The organism is Streptomyces sp. NPDC058964 (genome assembly GCF_042741275.1).
GTDB lineage: Bacteria > Actinomycetota > Actinomycetes > Streptomycetales > Streptomycetaceae > Streptomyces.
Window position 1 is genome coordinate 1 of record NZ_JBHYKH010000183.1, and the last position, 16,032, is coordinate 16,032.

Here is a 16,032-nt window from a genome sequence, read left to right on the forward strand (position 1 = left end):
CCCCGCGGCGGGGCCCCGCCGGGCCGGCCGGGGGCGCGTCGCGCGCGCCGGCGGCCGGGGGGGCGCCGGACGCCTCGCGGGCGCCGTCCTCCCCGCGGACGGCTCACCCGTGCGCGACGCCACCGTCACGCTCACCAACGTGCACGGCGAGGTCGTCGCGACCACCCGCACCGGACGCGAGGGCGGATACGTCATCACCGAGCTGGTGGCCGGCGAGTACACCCTCGCCGCCAGCGCCCCGGCCTTCCGGCCCGCCGCGCTCCCGGTCAGCGTGCAGGCATCCCGGGAGACCCGGCAGAACGTCGAGCTCGCGGGCGGCGCCGTGCTGCGGGGCACCGTGCGCGCGGGCGGCGGACGGCCCGTCGAGGACGCGCGCGTGACCCTGCTCGACGCGGCCGGGAACGTCGTGGACACCCTCACCACCGGCGCCGACGGAACGTTCCGGTTCGTCGACCTCTCCTCCGGCGAGTACACCGTCATCACGGCGGGATACCCGCCGGTGGCCACCGTGCTCCAAGTGGCCGGCGGAGGCCGTACCGAGCGCGACCTCCAGCTGGGACACGAGGACTGACGCGCCCGGCGCGCCCCACAGCGGCACCCGTTCCACCGCCCCGGCGGGGCGCGGACCAGCGCGCCGGCGCGATCAAGTGAAACCAATTCCAGCATTGCCACACATCGCGACGATCCGTCCCCGTACCGTAGTGGCGGGCGGCACAGATCTATGCGGAGCCGTGGGGAGAGAGGGCCTGGGCCATGGACCGTGGCACCGAGAGGGACACACCTCCCAGCCGCGGAGCTGGGGACGGCGCGGCCGGGCGCATCCCGCTGGCCGTGGTCGTCGTGGACCGCGACGGACTCGTCTCGCACTGGAGCAGCGGCGCGCGGCGGCTGTTCGGCGTGGCCAGGGAGGACGCCGTGGGGCGTCCCGCCGGCGATCTCCTGCCAGTCTCCGGCGCACTGCCAGACGGCCTCGAGGCCGAACCGCTGCTGGACTCCTCCGGGCCCTACGAGGCCTATGACGGGCTGGGCCCCGACCTGGAGGCCTCGCTCGGCGGCCGTACCGCCTACGCGACGGCGGGCCGGGCCCGGATCTCCGAACAGAAGGGCGAACAGCCCGCACGGGAGGACCCCGGTTCCGGGCCCGACGGCCGGCGGCTCGACGTCCTGTGGTGGGCCTACCCGCTGGTCGGCCCGGAGCCCGCACGGCTCCTGGTGCTCGCCGCCGACGCGGCGCGCCTGCGCGTCGAGCGCGGCTACGGCGCGGAGGCCGCCGAGCGGATCTCGCCCGGTTTCGCCCGTTACACCGAGCTCCCCGCTTTCGACGAACTCGCCCGGCGGCTGCCCGAGATCCTGCCCAACATGGGCCCCGGTCTGAGCGGCCGCATCGTCTCCCAGGTGCTCGAACTCGGCTATCCGGTACTGGAGTTCAGTCAGTACGACCGGGTGCCGGTGACACCCGACTGGGGCGTCCCCCGACGCGCCGGACGCCGCCGTGCCGAGTCCGTGCCGCGGGAGGGGACAGTGATCGTCGTCCCGGCCGGCGCCGAGCACGAGCTGGAGTACGCTGCCGTGCGCGAGCGGCTGGAGTTCCTCAATGAGGTCAGCTCCGGCATCGGCTCCTCCCTCGACCTGGGCGAGACCATTCGCGAGGTCACCAGCGCCGCCGTGCCCCGCTTCGCCGACTTCGCCGGCACCCATCTGCGCTCGGCGGTCCTGGCGGGCGAGGGATTCCCGGACGGCCCGCCCGACGCGACCACCGTGATGCACCGCGTCTGGGTCGAGCACAACGACGAGCCGGGCCGCTGGGACGACACCGTGCCGGTCGGCGAGACCTTCGCCTTCCCCGAGCACACCCCGTTCTACAAGTGCATGGTCACCGGCGAACCGGTCCTCATCCCGAGGGTCACCGAGGAGCTGGGCAACCGCATCTCCGGCGAGTTCGAGAAGCGCGACCTCAGGCCGCTGATCAACGGACGCTCCCTGCTGATCGTCCCGCTCAAGGCACGCAACGTCGTCCTCGGCTTCATGGTGCTGATGCGCCGCCCCGACCGCCCGGCCTTCGACGACATGGACCGTACCACCGGCGCCGAACTCGCGGCCCGCGCAGGCCTCGTGCTCGACAACGCCCGCATGTACACGTACCAGGAGAACGTCGCCGACACCCTCCAGGACAGCATGCTGCCGCAGGTCACCCCGCGCATGGCCGGCTGCGACGTCGCCACCCGCTATCTGCCCGGCACCCGGCTCGGCCGGATCGGCGGCGACTGGTTCGACACCATCAAACTGCCCGGCTCGCGCACCGCTCTCGTGGTCGGCGACGTCATGGGCCACGGCCTCAACTCTGCGGCAATGATGGGCCAGTTGCGTACGGCCGTGCAGACCATGGCTGCCATGGAGACCCCGCCCGCCCAACTGCTGCGCAATCTCGACGACCTGGCCCGACGGCTCGGCGAGAACTACCTCGCCACCTGTCTGTACGCCGTGTACGACCCGATCCGCGGTGAGGTGCAGCTCTCCAACGCCGGGCACATCCCGCCCGTCCTGGTACGTGCCGAGGACGGCAGCAGCGAACTGCTCGACCTGCCCACCGGCGCCCCCATAGGCGTGGGCGGCGTCCCCTTCGAAGCCGCCGTCGTGCGAGTCTCGCCAGGGGACCGGCTGGTGCTGTGCACCGACGGTCTGGTGGAGGTGCGCGGAGCCGACATCGGCGAGGGCCTCGCCGCGCTCTGCGAGTCGGCCGCACACCCCGCGGCCTCGATGGACGACGCCTGCGACACGATCATCCGGGCCCTGAACACACGCGGCGGCCGCAAGGACGACGTCGCGCTGCTCATGGCCCGGCTCAACGGCATCCCGGCCGACCACGTCGCCGAGTGGCACCTGTCCTCCGACCCGCGCGAGGTGGCACGTGCCCGGCGACTGGTCCGCACCCACCTGCTGGAGTGGGGCCTCGACGACGCCGTTCACACGGCGGAGTTGCTGGTCAGCGAGGTCGTCAGCAATGCCGTACGGCACGCGGGCGGTGCCCGTATCGGACTGCGGCTGGTCCGCACCGACGCGTTGCTGTTCGAGGTCACGGACGACGAACCGGAGCTGCCCGCCCTGCTCAGCGCGGGCGTGTACGACGAGTCGGGCCGAGGCCTGCGCGTGGTCAGCCGCCTGGCCCGCGAGTGGGGCGCCAGTGCTGCCGGGCACCGCAAGACCGTGTGGTTCGAGCAGGCCCTGACACCGCCTCGGCGGAGGGTCTGAGGGGGCGCGCGTCCAGCAAGGTGCGCCCCTGGGCGTGCGCGGGCCGGAAGTTCTCGTGAAGGTGAGCGCTTCCCTCTTGCCGAGCGCCCGGTCACCGCGATACTCCGATCACGGAACCGACCCGTGGGGAGCGGACATGAACATTTCGGCGGACTACCGCAATGCCTGGGAGAGTTACTGGCGGGAGACTTCCGACAAGCCGGGTGAGGCGATCTGGGACTCCGACCCGTCACTGACTGCGGTGCCGCACAGTGAGCTGCTCCTGCGATATGCGGACACCGCGCGCACCATCGTCGACCTCGGCTGTGGCAACGGCACCCAGACGCGGTATCTGGCCACCCGGTTCGCCAAGGCCGTCGGCGTCGACCTCTCGCACGCCGCCATCGACCACGCCCGCCGTGCCGCGGGCGGCGACACCGTCGAGTTCGAGCAACTCGACCTGACCGACACCGACGCAGTGCGCGCGCTGCGCGCCCGTCTCGGCGACAGCAACGTGTACATGCGCGCCGTCATCCATCAGAGCGAGCCGACGGCCCGGCCCCTGGTGGCCGACGCGGTCGCCGAGATCATCGGTGCTCGGGGGCGGGCGTTCGTCGTCGAACTCACCTCGGCCTCGCGGCAGGTGCTGCAGCGCGCGGCGGCGGGTCCCGCGGGGCCGCCGCCCAAGCTGCGCCGGGTGTTCCAGCACGGGCTCAAGCCCGCCGACGCGGCGGACGAGGAGATTCCGCAGCTGCTGGGAAAAGCGGGGCTCGAGATCCTCGCGAGCGGCGAAACGGCCCTGCCCCAGACCGAGTACATGGCGGACGGCACCCGCATCGACCTGCCCGCACGCTGGTTCGTCCTGGCCGGCCGCGGCAGCGCGGCGTAGCGGCGCACGACCTGTGCGGGTGCACCCCGCGACGGCGCTCCGCGGGCGCCGTCGCAGGCGTGCCGGGTCACCGCCCCATGCCGTGAGCGCGGATCCCGCCTGCTGGTTCGTCCCGTCTTTCGCGCGTAACGTGACGCAGCATGAAGATCCTCATCAGCGCCGACATGGAAGGCGCCACCGGTGTCACCTGGCCGGCCGACGTGCTGCCGGGGACCCCGCAGTGGGAGCGGTGCCGGGCGATGTTCACCTCGGACGTCGACGCGGCGGTGCGGGGCTTCTACGACGGCGGTGCCGACGAGGTGGTCGTCAACGAGGCCCACTGGACCATGCGGAACCTGCTCCTGGAGAAGCTGGACGAGCGGGTGCAGATGCTCACCGGGCGGCACAAGTCGCTGTCCATGGTGGAGGGCGTGCAGCACGGCGACGTGGACGGCATCGCGTTCGTCGGCTACCACGCCGGCGCCGGAACCGAGGGCGTCCTGGCGCACACCTACCTCGCGAACTCGATCACCGGGGTCTGGCTGAACGACGTGCGCGCGAGCGAGGGACTGCTCAACGCGCATGTCGTCGCCGAGTACGGCGTGCCCGTCGTCCTCGTCACGGGAGACGACGTGGCCTGCGAGGACGCGCTCGGATACGCCCCGGAGGCCCTCAAGGTCGCGGTCAAGGACCACGTGTCGCGGTACGCGGCCGTGTGCCGTACCCCGGCCAGGACCGCCGCCGACATCCGGGCCGCGGCCAAGGAGGCGGCCCGGCTGGCGGTGCGTCACGAGCCCGTTACGGGCGGCCCGTTCACGATCGCCCTGGAGTTCGACGCGGAGCATCTCGCGCTCGCCGCGACCGTCGTACCGGGCGTCGGCCGCGTCGGGGAGCGGAAGGTGGCGTACACCAGCGGCACCATGTACGAGGGGATCCGGACCTTCAAGGCGGTCACCACGATCGTCTCGGCCGCGGTGGAGGAGACTTATGGCTGACGAGCGGGCACTGGACGAGGTCGTGACGTTCACCTCGGACCTGATCCGGATCGACACGACCAACCGGGGCGGCGGTGACTGCCGCGAAAGGCCGGCCGCCGAGTACGCGGCCGAGCGGCTGGCCGGGGCGGGTCTTGAGCCGGCGCTGCTGGAGCGCGCCCCCGGGCGTACCAACGTCGTCGCCCGCGTCGAGGGCACCGACCCGTCGGCCGGCGCGCTCCTCGTGCACGGTCACCTCGACGTGGTGCCCGCACAGGCCGACGACTGGAGCGTGCACCCCTTCTCCGGGGAGATCCGCGACGGGGTCGTGTGGGGCCGGGGCGCGGTCGACATGAAGAACATGGACGCGATGATCCTCGCGGTCGTGCGCGCCTGGGCCCGGGAGGGCGTACGGCCCCGCCGTGACATCGTGATCGCGTTCACCGCCGACGAGGAGGCCAGCGCCGAGGACGGCTCCGGATTCCTCGCCGACACACACGCCGAGCTGTTCGAGGGCTGCACGGAGGGCATCGGCGAGTCGGGCGCCTTCACCTTCCACGACGGGAGCGGGCGGCAGCTCTACCCCGTTGCCGCGGGCGAGCGCGGCACCGGCTGGCTGAAGCTCACCGCGCGCGGGCGGGCCGGGCACGGCTCCAAGGTCAACCGGGAGAACGCGGTGACCCGGCTGGCCGCCGCCGTCACCCGGATCGGCGAGCACGAATGGCCCCTGCGGCTCACCCCCACGGTACGTGCCGCCCTCACCGAACTCGCCGCGCTGTACGGCATCGAGCCGGACCTGAAGGACGTGGACCGGCTCCTCGAGAAGCTCGGCCCGGCGGCGAAGCTGGTCGAGGCCACGGTCCGCAACAGCGCCAACCCGACGATGCTGGACGCCGGTTACAAGGTCAACGTCATCCCGGGGGAGGCGGTCGCATACGTGGACGGGCGGTATCTGCCCGGCGGAGAGGAGGAGTTCCGCACCACCCTCGACCGGCTGACCGGACCCGACGTGGACTGGGAGTTCCACCACCGGGAGGTCGCCCTGCAGGCGCCGGTCGACTCACCGACGTACGCCAACATGCGTGCGGCGGTCGAGGAGTTCGCACCCGAGGGGCACGTGGTGCCGTACTGCATGTCGGGCGGAACGGACGCCAAGCAGTTCTCGCGGCTCGGCATCACCGGATACGGATTCGCCCCGCTGAAGCTGCCCGAGGGATTCGACTACCAGGCCCTGTTCCACGGGGTCGACGAACGTGTCCCGGTCGAGGCGCTGCACTTCGGCGTCCGTGTCCTCGACCGCTTCCTGCGGACGGCCTAGAGGTGGTGGCGGACGACGTGCGGACCCTCGCGTACGGTTCCTGGCCCTCACCCGTCGACGCGGCCCTGACCGCCGCGCACGACGGGTCCCCCGAGTGGGTGGGCTTCGTCGGCGACGAGACGTGGTGGACCGAACCGCGGCCCGCGGAGGGCGGCCGCCGCGCGCTGGTGCGCAGAAGGCAGGACGGCACGGAGGAGTCCGTGCTGCCCGCGCCGTGGAACGTGCGCAGCCGGGTCCTCGAGTACGGCGGACAGCCGTGGGCCGGGACCGTACGGGGCGACCGGCCGCTCGTGGTGTTCACGCACTTCGCCGACCAGCGGCTGTACCGCTGGGAGCCCGGCGAGGAGCCGCGCCCGCTGACACCCGTCTCCCCGGTGGGCGGCGGTCTGCGCTGGGCCGAGCCGCTGCTGGACCTGGCGCGCGGCGAGGTGTGGTGCGTGCTGGAGGAGTTCACCGGGGAGGGGCCCGGGGACGTGCGCCGGGTCCTGGCGGCGGTGCCGCTGGACGGATCGGCGGCGCGGGACCGGGCCGCCGTGCGTGAACTCGGTGAGGAGCGGCACCGGTTCGTCACGGGCCCCCGACTCTCGCCGGACGGACGTCATGCCGTCTGGCTGGCCTGGGACCATCCGCGCATGCCGTGGGACGGCACCGAGCTGATCCTGGCCGAGGTCACCGGCGACGGCACCCTGCGCGGGGCGCGGACGGTCGCCGGGGGACCGGAGGAGTCCATCGCCCAGGCCGACTGGTCGGCCGACGGCCGTCTGCTGTACGCGAGCGACCGCAGCGGCTGGTGGAACCTGTACCGGGACGGGGAACCGCTGTGCCCGCGCGAGGAGGAGTTCGGCGGGCCCCTGTGGAAGCTCGGCCACCGGTGGTTCGCCCCGCTGGCCGACGGGCTCGTGGCCGTCGTGCACGGCCGGGGCCCGGCCAGGCTCGGGATACTGGACCCGGACTGCGGTGAGCTCGTCGACGCCGCCGGACACTGGACCGAGTTCGCGCCCACCCTCGCGACGCACGGCGAGCGCGTCGTCGCGGTCGGCGCCAGTCCGCGCAGCGGCCACGAGGTCGTCGAACTGGACACCCGCACGGGCCGCGCCCGGCCGGTCGGAGCCCGGCACACGGACCCGGTGGACCCCGCCTACTACCCCGAGCCGCAGATGCGCACCTTCACCGGACCCGCCGGACGCGAGGTGCACGCCCACGTCTATCCGCCCCACAACCCCGGCTGCGTCGCCCCCGGCGGCGAGCTCCCGCCGTACGTCGTCTGGGCCCACGGCGGCCCCACCGGCCGGGCGCCGCTCGTGCTGGACCTGGCCATCGCCTACTTCACCTCACGCGGCATCGGCGTCGCCGAGGTGAACTACGGCGGCTCGACCGGGTACGGCAGGGAGTACCGCGAGCGGCTGCGCGAGCAGTGGGGCGTCGTCGACGTGGAGGACTGCGCGGCCGTGGCCCTGGCCCTCGCCGAAGAGGGCACCGCCGACCGGGCCCGGCTGGCGATCCGCGGCGGCAGCGCCGGCGGCTGGACCACCGCGGCCTCCCTGACCGGCACCGACGTCTACGCCTGCGGCACCGTCCTCTATCCCGTCCTCGACCTCACCGCCTGGGGCTCCGGCGAGACCCACGACTTCGAGTCCCGGTACCTGGAGAGCCTGGTCGGGCCGATGGCAGAGGTGCCGGGACGGTACGCGGAGCGCTCGCCCAGCGAGCACGCCGACCGGATCACCGCGCCCTTCCTGCTGCTCCAGGGCCTGGACGACGTCATCTGCCCGCCCGCGCAGTGCGAACGGTTCCTCGCCCGCCTGGACGGGCGCCGGGTGCCGCACGCGTACCTCACCTTCGAGGGGGAGGGGCACGGGTTCCGGCGGGCCGCGACCCTGGTGCGCGCGCTGGAGGCGGAGCTCTCCCTGTACGCTCAGGTGTTCGGGCTGAACCCGCCCGACCTGCCGACGCTGGAGCTGGCCCCATGAAGCACCTCGTACGGCCGCCCCGGCTGGCCGCGGGCGCCCGGGTGGCCGTCGTCGCGCCCAGCGGACCGGTCGCCGAGGAGCGGCTGCAGGCCGGGCTCGACCTGCTGCGCGGCTGGGACCTGGAACCGGTGGTCGGCCGCCATGTCCTGGCCACCCACCCCGGTCTCGGCTATCTCGCCGGCACGGACGCCGACCGCGCCGCGGACCTGGAGCGCGCCTGGTGCGACCCGTCCGTCGACGCCGTGCTCTGCGCCCGCGGCGGCTACGGCGCCCAGCGCATGGTCGACCTCCTGGACTGGGACGCCCTGCGCGCGGCCGGACCGAAGGTGTTCGTGGGCTTCAGCGACATCACCGTGCTGCACCAGGCCTTCGCCACCCGGCTGGGCCTGGTCACGCTGCACGGCCCGGCGGCCGCCGGCGTCGACTTCATCAAGAACGACCGGGCTCGGGAGCACCTGAGGGCCACCCTCTTCGCCCCGGAGACCGTCCGCACCCTCACCTCCGCGGGCACCGCCCTGGTGCCGGGGCGGGCCAGGGGCGTCACCCTCGGCGGCTGCCTGAGCATGCTCGCCAGTGACCTGGGCACCCCCCACGCCCACCCGGGCGCCCGGGGCGGCCTGCTCATGCTCGAGGACGTCGGCGAGCAGCCCTACCGCATCGACCGGCTGCTGACCCAGCTCCTGCGCACCGGCTGGCTCGACGGCGTCTCGGGCATCGGACTCGGCTCCTGGCACGGGTGCGGCCCCTACGAAGACGTACGCGCCGTCCTCGCCGACCGGCTCGGCGGACTCGGGGTGCCCGTCCTGGAGGAGTGCGGCTTCGGCCACTGCGCCGGGGCGTCGACGGTCCCGTTCGGGGTCATGGCCGAACTCGACGCGGACAAGGGCACGTTGACCCTCGACGAACCCGCCCTGCGCTGACCGGCACCCGGCGGGCCGGCCTCCCCGGCCAGGCGTAGGGTGACGGGATGCCGCACACCGCATCCCGTCATCTCGCCGAAGGCCCCCGCGTCGGCATACGCCACTTCACCTACGACGACGGCCCGGAGTTCGCCGCGCGCGCCCGGGAGAGCAAGGATCTGCACCACCCGTGGCTGTTCCCGCCCGCCACCGAGGAGGCCTACGCGGCCTACGCGGGGCGGCTGATCGAGGACCCGACGAAGGCCGGGTTCCTGGTCTGCGAGAAGGACGGCGGGGCCATCGCCGGGTTCATCAACATCAACAACATCGTCAGGGGCGGCTTCCAGTGCGGGGCCCTCGGCTACGGAGCCTTCGCGCACGCGGCCGGGCGCGGACTGATGCGCGAGGGCCTCGGCCTGGTGATCGGCCACGCGTTCGGGCCGATGCGGCTGCACCGGCTGGAGATCAACGCGCAGCCCGGCAACGCCGCCTCGGTCGCCCTCGCCCGTGGCGCCGGGTTCCGGCTGGAGGGCTTCTCACCGAACATGATCTACATCGACGGCGCCTGGCGGGACCACGAGCGGTGGGCGATCACCGCCGAGATGCGGGCTTCCGGTTGATCTTCATGGTGTCGAGGTCGGTGACCGTCGACCTCAGACCGGTGAAGCCGTGGCCGAGGCCGCGCAGCGTGGCCTCGGCGCGGTCCTCCGCGATCGCCCCCGCCATCTCGTCGCCGTCGGCCGCGTCCGACACCACCACGTACCGCATCGAGAAGTGCTTCAGCGGGGACGGCTCGTACGACAGCGAGCCCTCCTCGGTGAACCGCATGCTCGCCAGACCGTGCTCGGCCGCCTCGGCCAGCAACCGCTCCCGGCTCTCCTCGGTCAGCCCGTCCCAGGTGCCCCGCACGATCACCCGGTAGGTGTGCTGCTCACTCATGCGTCGTCGTTCCGTCCCATGCCGAATCCGATGGACGACCGACTGTACGGCGGAGGGGTTCGGCCGCATACGGAATTTCGTGGTGCGCGACGCCCCCTCCAGGCCGGGCCCGCACCCGCCCGCCCCGGGCACCGCGCCCGGCCGCCACAAGCCGACGGGCGCCCTGCGGGCACATCGGATCGTGGTGGGGGTCCTCCCACGCCCTTCAGGCAGTGGGGGAGCTTCGCCGGACTTCCGGCATCCCGGCAACTCGGACCGGATCGGAGCCGCGGGCGGCGAGGAGGTGGCCCCGGCCACGGGGCGCGGGCAGCAGGAGCTGACCGGCCTGGAAGGGACTCGGGCCCTGCCTGCGCGACGAGGACGTACGGTTCTCCGGGATCCGGGACTGCTTCGCGAAGGAGCGGGCCGAACCGGCCGCGCCGAAGATCCCCGTCGTCACCGTCGGCGACCCGCGCGAGTGGGACGCGGACGCCCTCGCCAGGGTCACCGCACAGGCCTTCGAGGTTCCCGGACTCGACGGGTTCCGGGTGCACCTGGACGCCGACGTCCCCGACCCGGTCGTGACACCCGCCGCCGACAGCCCGGACCCGGACGGACTCCGTCCCGGCGAATCCGACCGCCTGCTGCGCCCGTTGCTCGCCTCCCGCTTTGCGCGGGCCTCGACGTGACCACCTACGAACCCGACCCGGACCCGGACGGCACCGCGGGCGCGCTGCTCGCCGACGTCGTCGTGGCGGCCTTTGCGCAATCCTGACCGGCAGCTCCCCTGGCCGGTTCACCGGCCGCCGGGTTCCATGGTGATCGTGACGACGATCCGACGTGACGTACTGATGCTGCCCGCCGCGGAGTTGGGCCCGGACAACCCGCTGCCCCCGTTGCTGCCGCTCGACGAGGTCCACCGCGTCGACGACCGCGACCGGGAGGACATGCCCCGGGACATGGCCCGGCAGGTCGGCTACGAGCCGCTGCGCAGCCTGCTGCCGGTGCACGTGCGCGACGGGTACGGCAGACGGCGCGAACTCCGCCGCCTCGACACGATCGTGATCGAGAACGACCGGCTGCGCGCCACCGTTCTGCCCGGCCTCGGCGGCCGCGTCGCCTCCCTGGTCCAGCTGTCGACCGGCCGCGAACTCCTCTACCGCAACCCGGTGTTCCAGCCGGCGAACTTCGCCCTCAACGGCGCCTGGTACTCCGGTGGCATCGAGTGGAACATCGGCGCCACCGGCCACACCGCCCTGTCCTGCGCACCCCTGCACGCCGCCCGCGTCCCTGCCCCCGGCGGGGGAGAGCTGCTGCGCCTGTGGGAGTGGGAGCGGCTGCGCGACCTGCCCTTCCAGGTCGACCTGTGGCTGCCCGAGGGATCCGACTTCCTGTACGTCGGCGTCCGGATCCGCAATCCGCACGAGCGGCCGGTGCCCGCCTACTGGTGGTCCAACATCGCCGTGCCCGAGGACCGCCGTGTCCTCGTGCCCGCGGACGAGGCCTGGCACTTCGGCTACGAGCGGCGGCTGCGCCGGGTGCCCGTTCCCTCCTACGACGGCATCGACCGCACCCGTCCCCGCAACAGCCGCTTCGCCGCCGACTATTTCTATGAGGTGCCCGACGGCCGGCGCCGCTGGATCGCCGCGCTCGACGCGCAGGGACAGGGGCTGGTGCAGACGTCCACCGACGCGCTGCGCGGCCGCAAGCTGTTCGTGTGGGGCTCGGGACCGGGCGGCCGGCGCTGGCAGCGGTGGCTCACCGAACCCGGCACCGCCGGCTACTGCGAGATACAGGCCGGGCTCGCCCGCACCCAGCTGGAGCACGTGCGGCTGGAGGCGGAGAGCGAGGTGTCCTGGCTGGAGGCGTACGGGCCCTTCGAGGCGCCGCCGGAAGGGGAGTGGCCCGCGGTCTGGCGCACCGCGGAGGAACGGCTGGAGGCCGCCCTGCCCCGGGCGGACCTCGACGCCGCGTACGCCGCCTGGAAGGCGTGTGCCGACACCGAACCCGGCGGGCGACTGGCCACCGGCTCCGGCTGGGGCGCTCTCGAGACGCTGCGCGCCGACCTGAAGCTGCCCGGCACACCGTTCGACGAGACCACGCTCGACGAGGCCCAGACGCCCTGGCTGGAGCTGCTGCGCTCCGGCTCCCTCCCGGAGCCGCGCCGGGTGCGCCCGCCCGGCGAGACGCTGGTCGCCCCGCACTGGCGGGACATGCTGGAGACCGCGCCCGCCACCCCGTTCACCGAATACCACCTCGGCATCGCCCAGTGGCACGCCGGCGACCGCGCACAGGCGGTGCGCAGCTGGGAGCGCGCGCTGCGGCTGGCCCCGTCGCTGTGGCCGCTGCTGCGCTGCCTGGCCGTCGCGGACCAGGAGTCAGGGCACCACGAGCGGGCCGCCGACCGGTACGCCGACGCCTTCGACGACCTGTGCCAGGAGCGGCGCGACGACGGCGAGCCGTGGACGGCGGCCACCGCCGCGCTGGGCCGCGAGGCCCTGGAGGCGCTGCTCAGGGCCCGGCGGACGGCCCAGGCGCGTGCCGTGTGGGAGCGGCTGCTACCGGCCGTACGGGAAAGGGGGCGGTTCCGGCTCCTGGAGGCCGAGCTGCTGCTCGCGGAGGGGCGGCGCGACGAGGCCCGAGCCGTCTTCGACGACGGCTTCGAGGTGGCCGACCTGCGGGAGGGCGCCGAGGCGATCGGCCGGTTGTGGGTGCGCCTGAGCGACGAGCCGCTGCCCGCACGCCATGACTTCCGGATGCGGCCGGACGCGCCCTGAGCCGCTCAGCCGCGGTGGTCCACGTACTCGAACACGGCCCCGTCCGGGTGCATCGCGATCAGGTTGCGGCCCGCCGGGGTCGACACGGGGCCCGCGATGATGCGGGCGCCGAGCCCGGTGAGCGTCCGGTGGGCGTCCTCGATGTCCTTGACGGCGATCGTCGCGGCCACCTTGCGCAGGATCTCCAGCTCGGCCTCGGGGCCGCTCATCAGCAGGAAGGAGCCGACCGCGGCGACCTCGACGCCACCGCGTGCGAACCGGAGAGCCCTGCCGCCCGCGAGGCGTTCGTAGAAGGGGATCGCGGCTTCGAGGTCGTCGACGCAGATGCGCAGCGAGGCGCCCAGAATCTCCATGCGCACGAGCCTAGTTCCGCATGTCCGCCGAGGAGATCGCTTCGGCCGATCGCGGCCGCGCACCCGGGCCGCGTTACGGCTTCCCGGGGGCGGGTACCCGGCCCCCATGGAGCCCTTGGATCACCTTGAACACCTGGACAAGCAACTGGTGGACGAGCTGGCACTGGTGGCGCGCGAGACCGTGCGCGACGAGCTGCGCGAGCAGACCCGCAAACAGCGTCGCACGGCCATGCTGTACGCCGCGTCCGGTGCCGTGGCCCTCTACGCGGGCGGTGCCCTCGCCCTCGCCGTGGGGCTGGCCCTGGCGATCGGCCTGCCGGGCTGGGCCGCCGCGCTGATCACCGCGGCGATCCTGGGCGTGATGGCCTACGCGCTGCGCGGCGCCGCCCGGTCCAGGCACCCGCACCCACCGGCCCACGTCCACGGCGGCTCGCCGCCCGCCGGACCCCCCGGAGGCCTGGGCCTGACCTACCCGCCGCCGCCGACCGAGGCCCCGCGCTGGCCGGGCGGCGACCCCGAAGGGCCGCACCACAGGGCGTGAGACCCGCGCAGGCGCCGCACCACTGGGCCCCTGACCTCCGTGTGCCGACCGCCGCGACGTTTGGGTGAGCCGGCCGGGGGGACCCGGGATGCCCCGGACGACCACACCGCCGGAGGCGCACAGTGAGCCGACCCCGCATCGTGATCGTCGGCGCCGGTTTCGCCGGATACCGTACGGCCCGCTCCCTGTCCCGGCTGCTCGGGCGACAGGCCGAGATCACCCTGCTCAATCCGACCGACTACTTTCTGTACCTTCCCCTGCTGCCCCAGGTCTCAGCCGGCCTCCTGGAGCCGCGCAGGGTCACCGTCTCCCTCCCCGGCACACTGCGGCACGTGCGCCCGGTGCTCGGCGAGGCGGACCGCGTCGACCTCGACGCGCGCATGGTGCACTACGCGGACCCGGAGGGCGGCACCGGGGCCCTGGCCTACGACCGGCTCGTCCTCGCCGTCGGCAGCGTCAACAAACTGCTTCCGGTACCCGGCGTCGCCGAGCACGCGCACGGCTTCCGGGGCCTGCCCGAGGCGCTCTACCTGCGCGACCACGTGACCCGTCAGATGGAGCTCGCCGCGACCGCGGACGACTGGAAGAGCGCCGCCGTCCGCTGCACCTTCGTCGTGTCCGGTGCCGGCTACACCGGCACGGAGGTGGCCGCGCACATGCAGCTGTGCACCGCCCGACTGGCGCACAGGAATCCGCTGCCGGGCGGTGTGCGGCCGCGCTGGCTGCTGCTGGACGTCGCGCCGCACGTGCTGCCCGGGATGGACGCGCGGATGTCGCGCACCGCGGACCGCGTGCTGCGGCGGCGGGGCGTCGAGGTCCGCACGGGCACCGCCGTGAAGGAGGCGACCCGCGACGGCGTGCTGCTCACCGACGGCGCTTTCGTCGAGACACGGACCCTGGTGTGGTGCGTCGGCGTGCGGCCCGATCCGCTCGTCGAGGCCACGGGACGGCCCCTGGAACGGGGCCGGCTGATCGTCGACCCGTACCTCCGGGTGCCGGGTGAGCAGGAGGTGTTCGCGTGCGGCGACGCGGCGGCCGTACCCGATCTGGACAACCCGGGGACCTTCACGCCGATGACGGCCCAGCACGCCTGGCGGCAGGGCCGCACCGCGGCGCACAACGTGGCCGCGTCGCTCGGCGCCGGGGAGAGCCGCCCCTACCGTCACCGCGACCTGGGATTCGTCGTCGACCTGGGCGGCGCCGACGCCGCGGCCGACCCGCTCGGCGTCCCGCTCTCCGGCCTGCCGGCCGCCGCGGTCACCCGCGGCTACCACCTCGCGGCGATGCCCGCGAACCGGGCGCGCGTCGCCGCCGACTGGCTCCTGGACGCCGTACTGCCGCCCCAGGGGACCCAGCTGGGGCTCGTCCGGTCCTGGTCGGTACCGCTCGACACCGCCTCCCCGGAACTGGCCCGGGTTCCCGGCGGTCCCCCGCATCACAACGCCCCCGGCCCCGTCAGGCGTGCCGACATCTCTGCGGAAGGAGACCCATGAACACCGCCGAACTCGTCGAACTCGCCCAGCAGCTGCGAGTGGACAGCGTAAGGAGCGCCGCAGCCGCGGGGTCCGGCCATCCGACCTCGTCCATGTCCGCCGCGGACCTGATGGCGGTGCTGCTGGCACACCACCTCCGTTACGACTTCGACCGTCCCGCCCACCCGGGCAACGACCGTTTCGTGCTCTCCAAGGGACACGCCTCGCCCCTGCTGTACGCCGCGTACAAGGCGGCCGGCGTCGTCGACGACGCCGAACTGCTCACCTTCCGCAGGCTCGGCAGCCGGCTCGAGGGCCACCCGACGCCGCGGCGCATGCCCTGGGTCGAGACGGCCACCGGCTCGCTCGGCCAGGGCCTGCCCGTCGGCGTCGGCATCGCCCTGGCGGGCAAGCGGCTGGAGCGCACCGGATACCGCGTGTGGGTGCTGTGCGGCGACAGCGAGCTGGCCGAGGGCTCCGTGTGGGAGGCCGCCGAGCACGCGGCGTACGAACACCTCGACAACCTCGTCGCGATCGTGGACGTCAACCGGCTGGGGCAGCGCGGCCCCACCCGGCACGGGCACGACCTGGACGCTTACGCACGCCGCTTCCGCGCCTTCGGCTGGCACACCGTGGAGATCGACGGACACGACGTCGAGGCGATCCTCCCGGCCGACGGCGAGGGGGGGTGCACGCAGGGAGCCCCCACCGGGA

Annotated in this window: 15 protein-coding genes; 13 read left to right on the forward strand and 2 right to left on the reverse strand. The window is 73.7% G+C overall.

The annotated features are described in order from the left end of the window. The 8 genes from ACFW2E_RS22480 to ACFW2E_RS22515 all read left to right on the forward strand — a co-directional run. Nucleotides 1-571 (forward strand): collagen binding domain-containing protein (locus ACFW2E_RS22480; RefSeq protein WP_384468852.1); only part of this gene is annotated, 571 nt, incomplete at its 5' end. Nucleotides 572-753: 182 nt separating this feature from the next. After that, nucleotides 754-3,249 carry a SpoIIE family protein phosphatase gene (locus ACFW2E_RS22485; protein WP_384468853.1) on the forward strand — a complete coding sequence of 832 codons (2,496 nt, stop codon included), beginning with the start codon at nucleotides 754-756 and terminating at the stop codon, nucleotides 3,247-3,249. Between the two features lie 136 nt (nucleotides 3,250-3,385). Then, nucleotides 3,386-4,117: a class I SAM-dependent methyltransferase gene (locus ACFW2E_RS22490; RefSeq protein ID WP_384468854.1), complete on the forward strand. Its 732-nt coding sequence runs from the start codon at nucleotides 3,386-3,388 to the stop codon at nucleotides 4,115-4,117. Nucleotides 4,118-4,257: 140 nt separating this feature from the next. Then, on the forward strand, nucleotides 4,258-5,091 hold the full coding sequence (locus ACFW2E_RS22495; protein WP_384468855.1) for a M55 family metallopeptidase: 834 nt from the start codon (nucleotides 4,258-4,260) through the stop codon (nucleotides 5,089-5,091). Further along, nucleotides 5,084-6,388: a M20/M25/M40 family metallo-hydrolase gene (locus tag ACFW2E_RS22500; RefSeq protein WP_384468856.1), complete on the forward strand. Its 1,305-nt coding sequence runs from the start codon at nucleotides 5,084-5,086 to the stop codon at nucleotides 6,386-6,388. The genes ACFW2E_RS22495 and ACFW2E_RS22500 overlap by 8 nt, the downstream gene beginning before the upstream one ends. 17 nt (nucleotides 6,389-6,405) lie before the next feature. Next, nucleotides 6,406-8,358 carry a prolyl oligopeptidase family serine peptidase gene (locus ACFW2E_RS22505; protein ID WP_384468865.1) on the forward strand — a complete coding sequence of 651 codons (1,953 nt, stop codon included), beginning with the start codon at nucleotides 6,406-6,408 and terminating at the stop codon, nucleotides 8,356-8,358. Further along, entirely contained in the window at nucleotides 8,355-9,278 is a 924-nt protein-coding gene (locus tag ACFW2E_RS22510) for an LD-carboxypeptidase (RefSeq protein ID WP_384468857.1), read from the forward strand. Before ACFW2E_RS22505 ends, ACFW2E_RS22510 begins: the two co-directional genes overlap by 4 nt. 47 nt (nucleotides 9,279-9,325) lie before the next feature. After that, nucleotides 9,326-9,877, forward strand: coding sequence for a GNAT family N-acetyltransferase (locus ACFW2E_RS22515; protein WP_384468858.1), 552 nt, complete (start codon nucleotides 9,326-9,328; stop codon nucleotides 9,875-9,877). Here ACFW2E_RS22515 and ACFW2E_RS22520 read toward each other — a convergent pair. Further along, nucleotides 9,849-10,196, reverse strand: coding sequence for a DUF6204 family protein (locus ACFW2E_RS22520; RefSeq protein WP_384468859.1), 348 nt, complete (start codon nucleotides 10,194-10,196; stop codon nucleotides 9,849-9,851). The two genes, ACFW2E_RS22515 and ACFW2E_RS22520, sit on opposite strands and share 29 nt — an antisense overlap. 377 nt (nucleotides 10,197-10,573) lie before the next feature. On the opposite strand from ACFW2E_RS22520, the gene ACFW2E_RS22525 reads away from it, so the two are divergent. Beyond that, on the forward strand, nucleotides 10,574-10,864 hold the full coding sequence (locus ACFW2E_RS22525; RefSeq protein ID WP_384468866.1) for a hypothetical protein: 291 nt from the start codon (nucleotides 10,574-10,576) through the stop codon (nucleotides 10,862-10,864). Between the two features lie 126 nt (nucleotides 10,865-10,990). Further along, nucleotides 10,991-12,952: a DUF5107 domain-containing protein gene (locus ACFW2E_RS22530; RefSeq protein WP_384468860.1), complete on the forward strand. Its 1,962-nt coding sequence runs from the start codon at nucleotides 10,991-10,993 to the stop codon at nucleotides 12,950-12,952. A 5-nt stretch (nucleotides 12,953-12,957) separates the two neighbouring features. Here ACFW2E_RS22530 and ACFW2E_RS22535 read toward each other — a convergent pair whose 3' ends face one another. Beyond that, entirely contained in the window at nucleotides 12,958-13,305 is a 348-nt protein-coding gene (locus tag ACFW2E_RS22535; RefSeq protein WP_384468861.1) for a VOC family protein, read from the reverse strand. A 106-nt stretch (nucleotides 13,306-13,411) separates the two neighbouring features. Between ACFW2E_RS22535 and ACFW2E_RS22540 the strand changes: the two genes are divergently transcribed. The 3 genes from ACFW2E_RS22540 to ACFW2E_RS22550 form a co-directional block, all read left to right on the forward strand. Continuing rightward, nucleotides 13,412-13,846, forward strand: a complete 435-nt coding sequence (locus tag ACFW2E_RS22540) for a phage holin family protein (protein WP_384468862.1) — start codon at nucleotides 13,412-13,414, stop codon at nucleotides 13,844-13,846. 122 nt (nucleotides 13,847-13,968) lie between these two features. Then, nucleotides 13,969-15,339 (forward strand): NAD(P)/FAD-dependent oxidoreductase, encoded by a 1,371-nt coding sequence (locus ACFW2E_RS22545; protein ID WP_384468863.1) that lies wholly within the window; start codon nucleotides 13,969-13,971, stop codon nucleotides 15,337-15,339. Further along, on the forward strand, nucleotides 15,336-16,032 hold a 697-nt coding region (locus ACFW2E_RS22550; RefSeq protein ID WP_384468864.1), incomplete at its 3' end, for a thiamine pyrophosphate-dependent enzyme. The genes ACFW2E_RS22545 and ACFW2E_RS22550, both read left to right, overlap by 4 nt.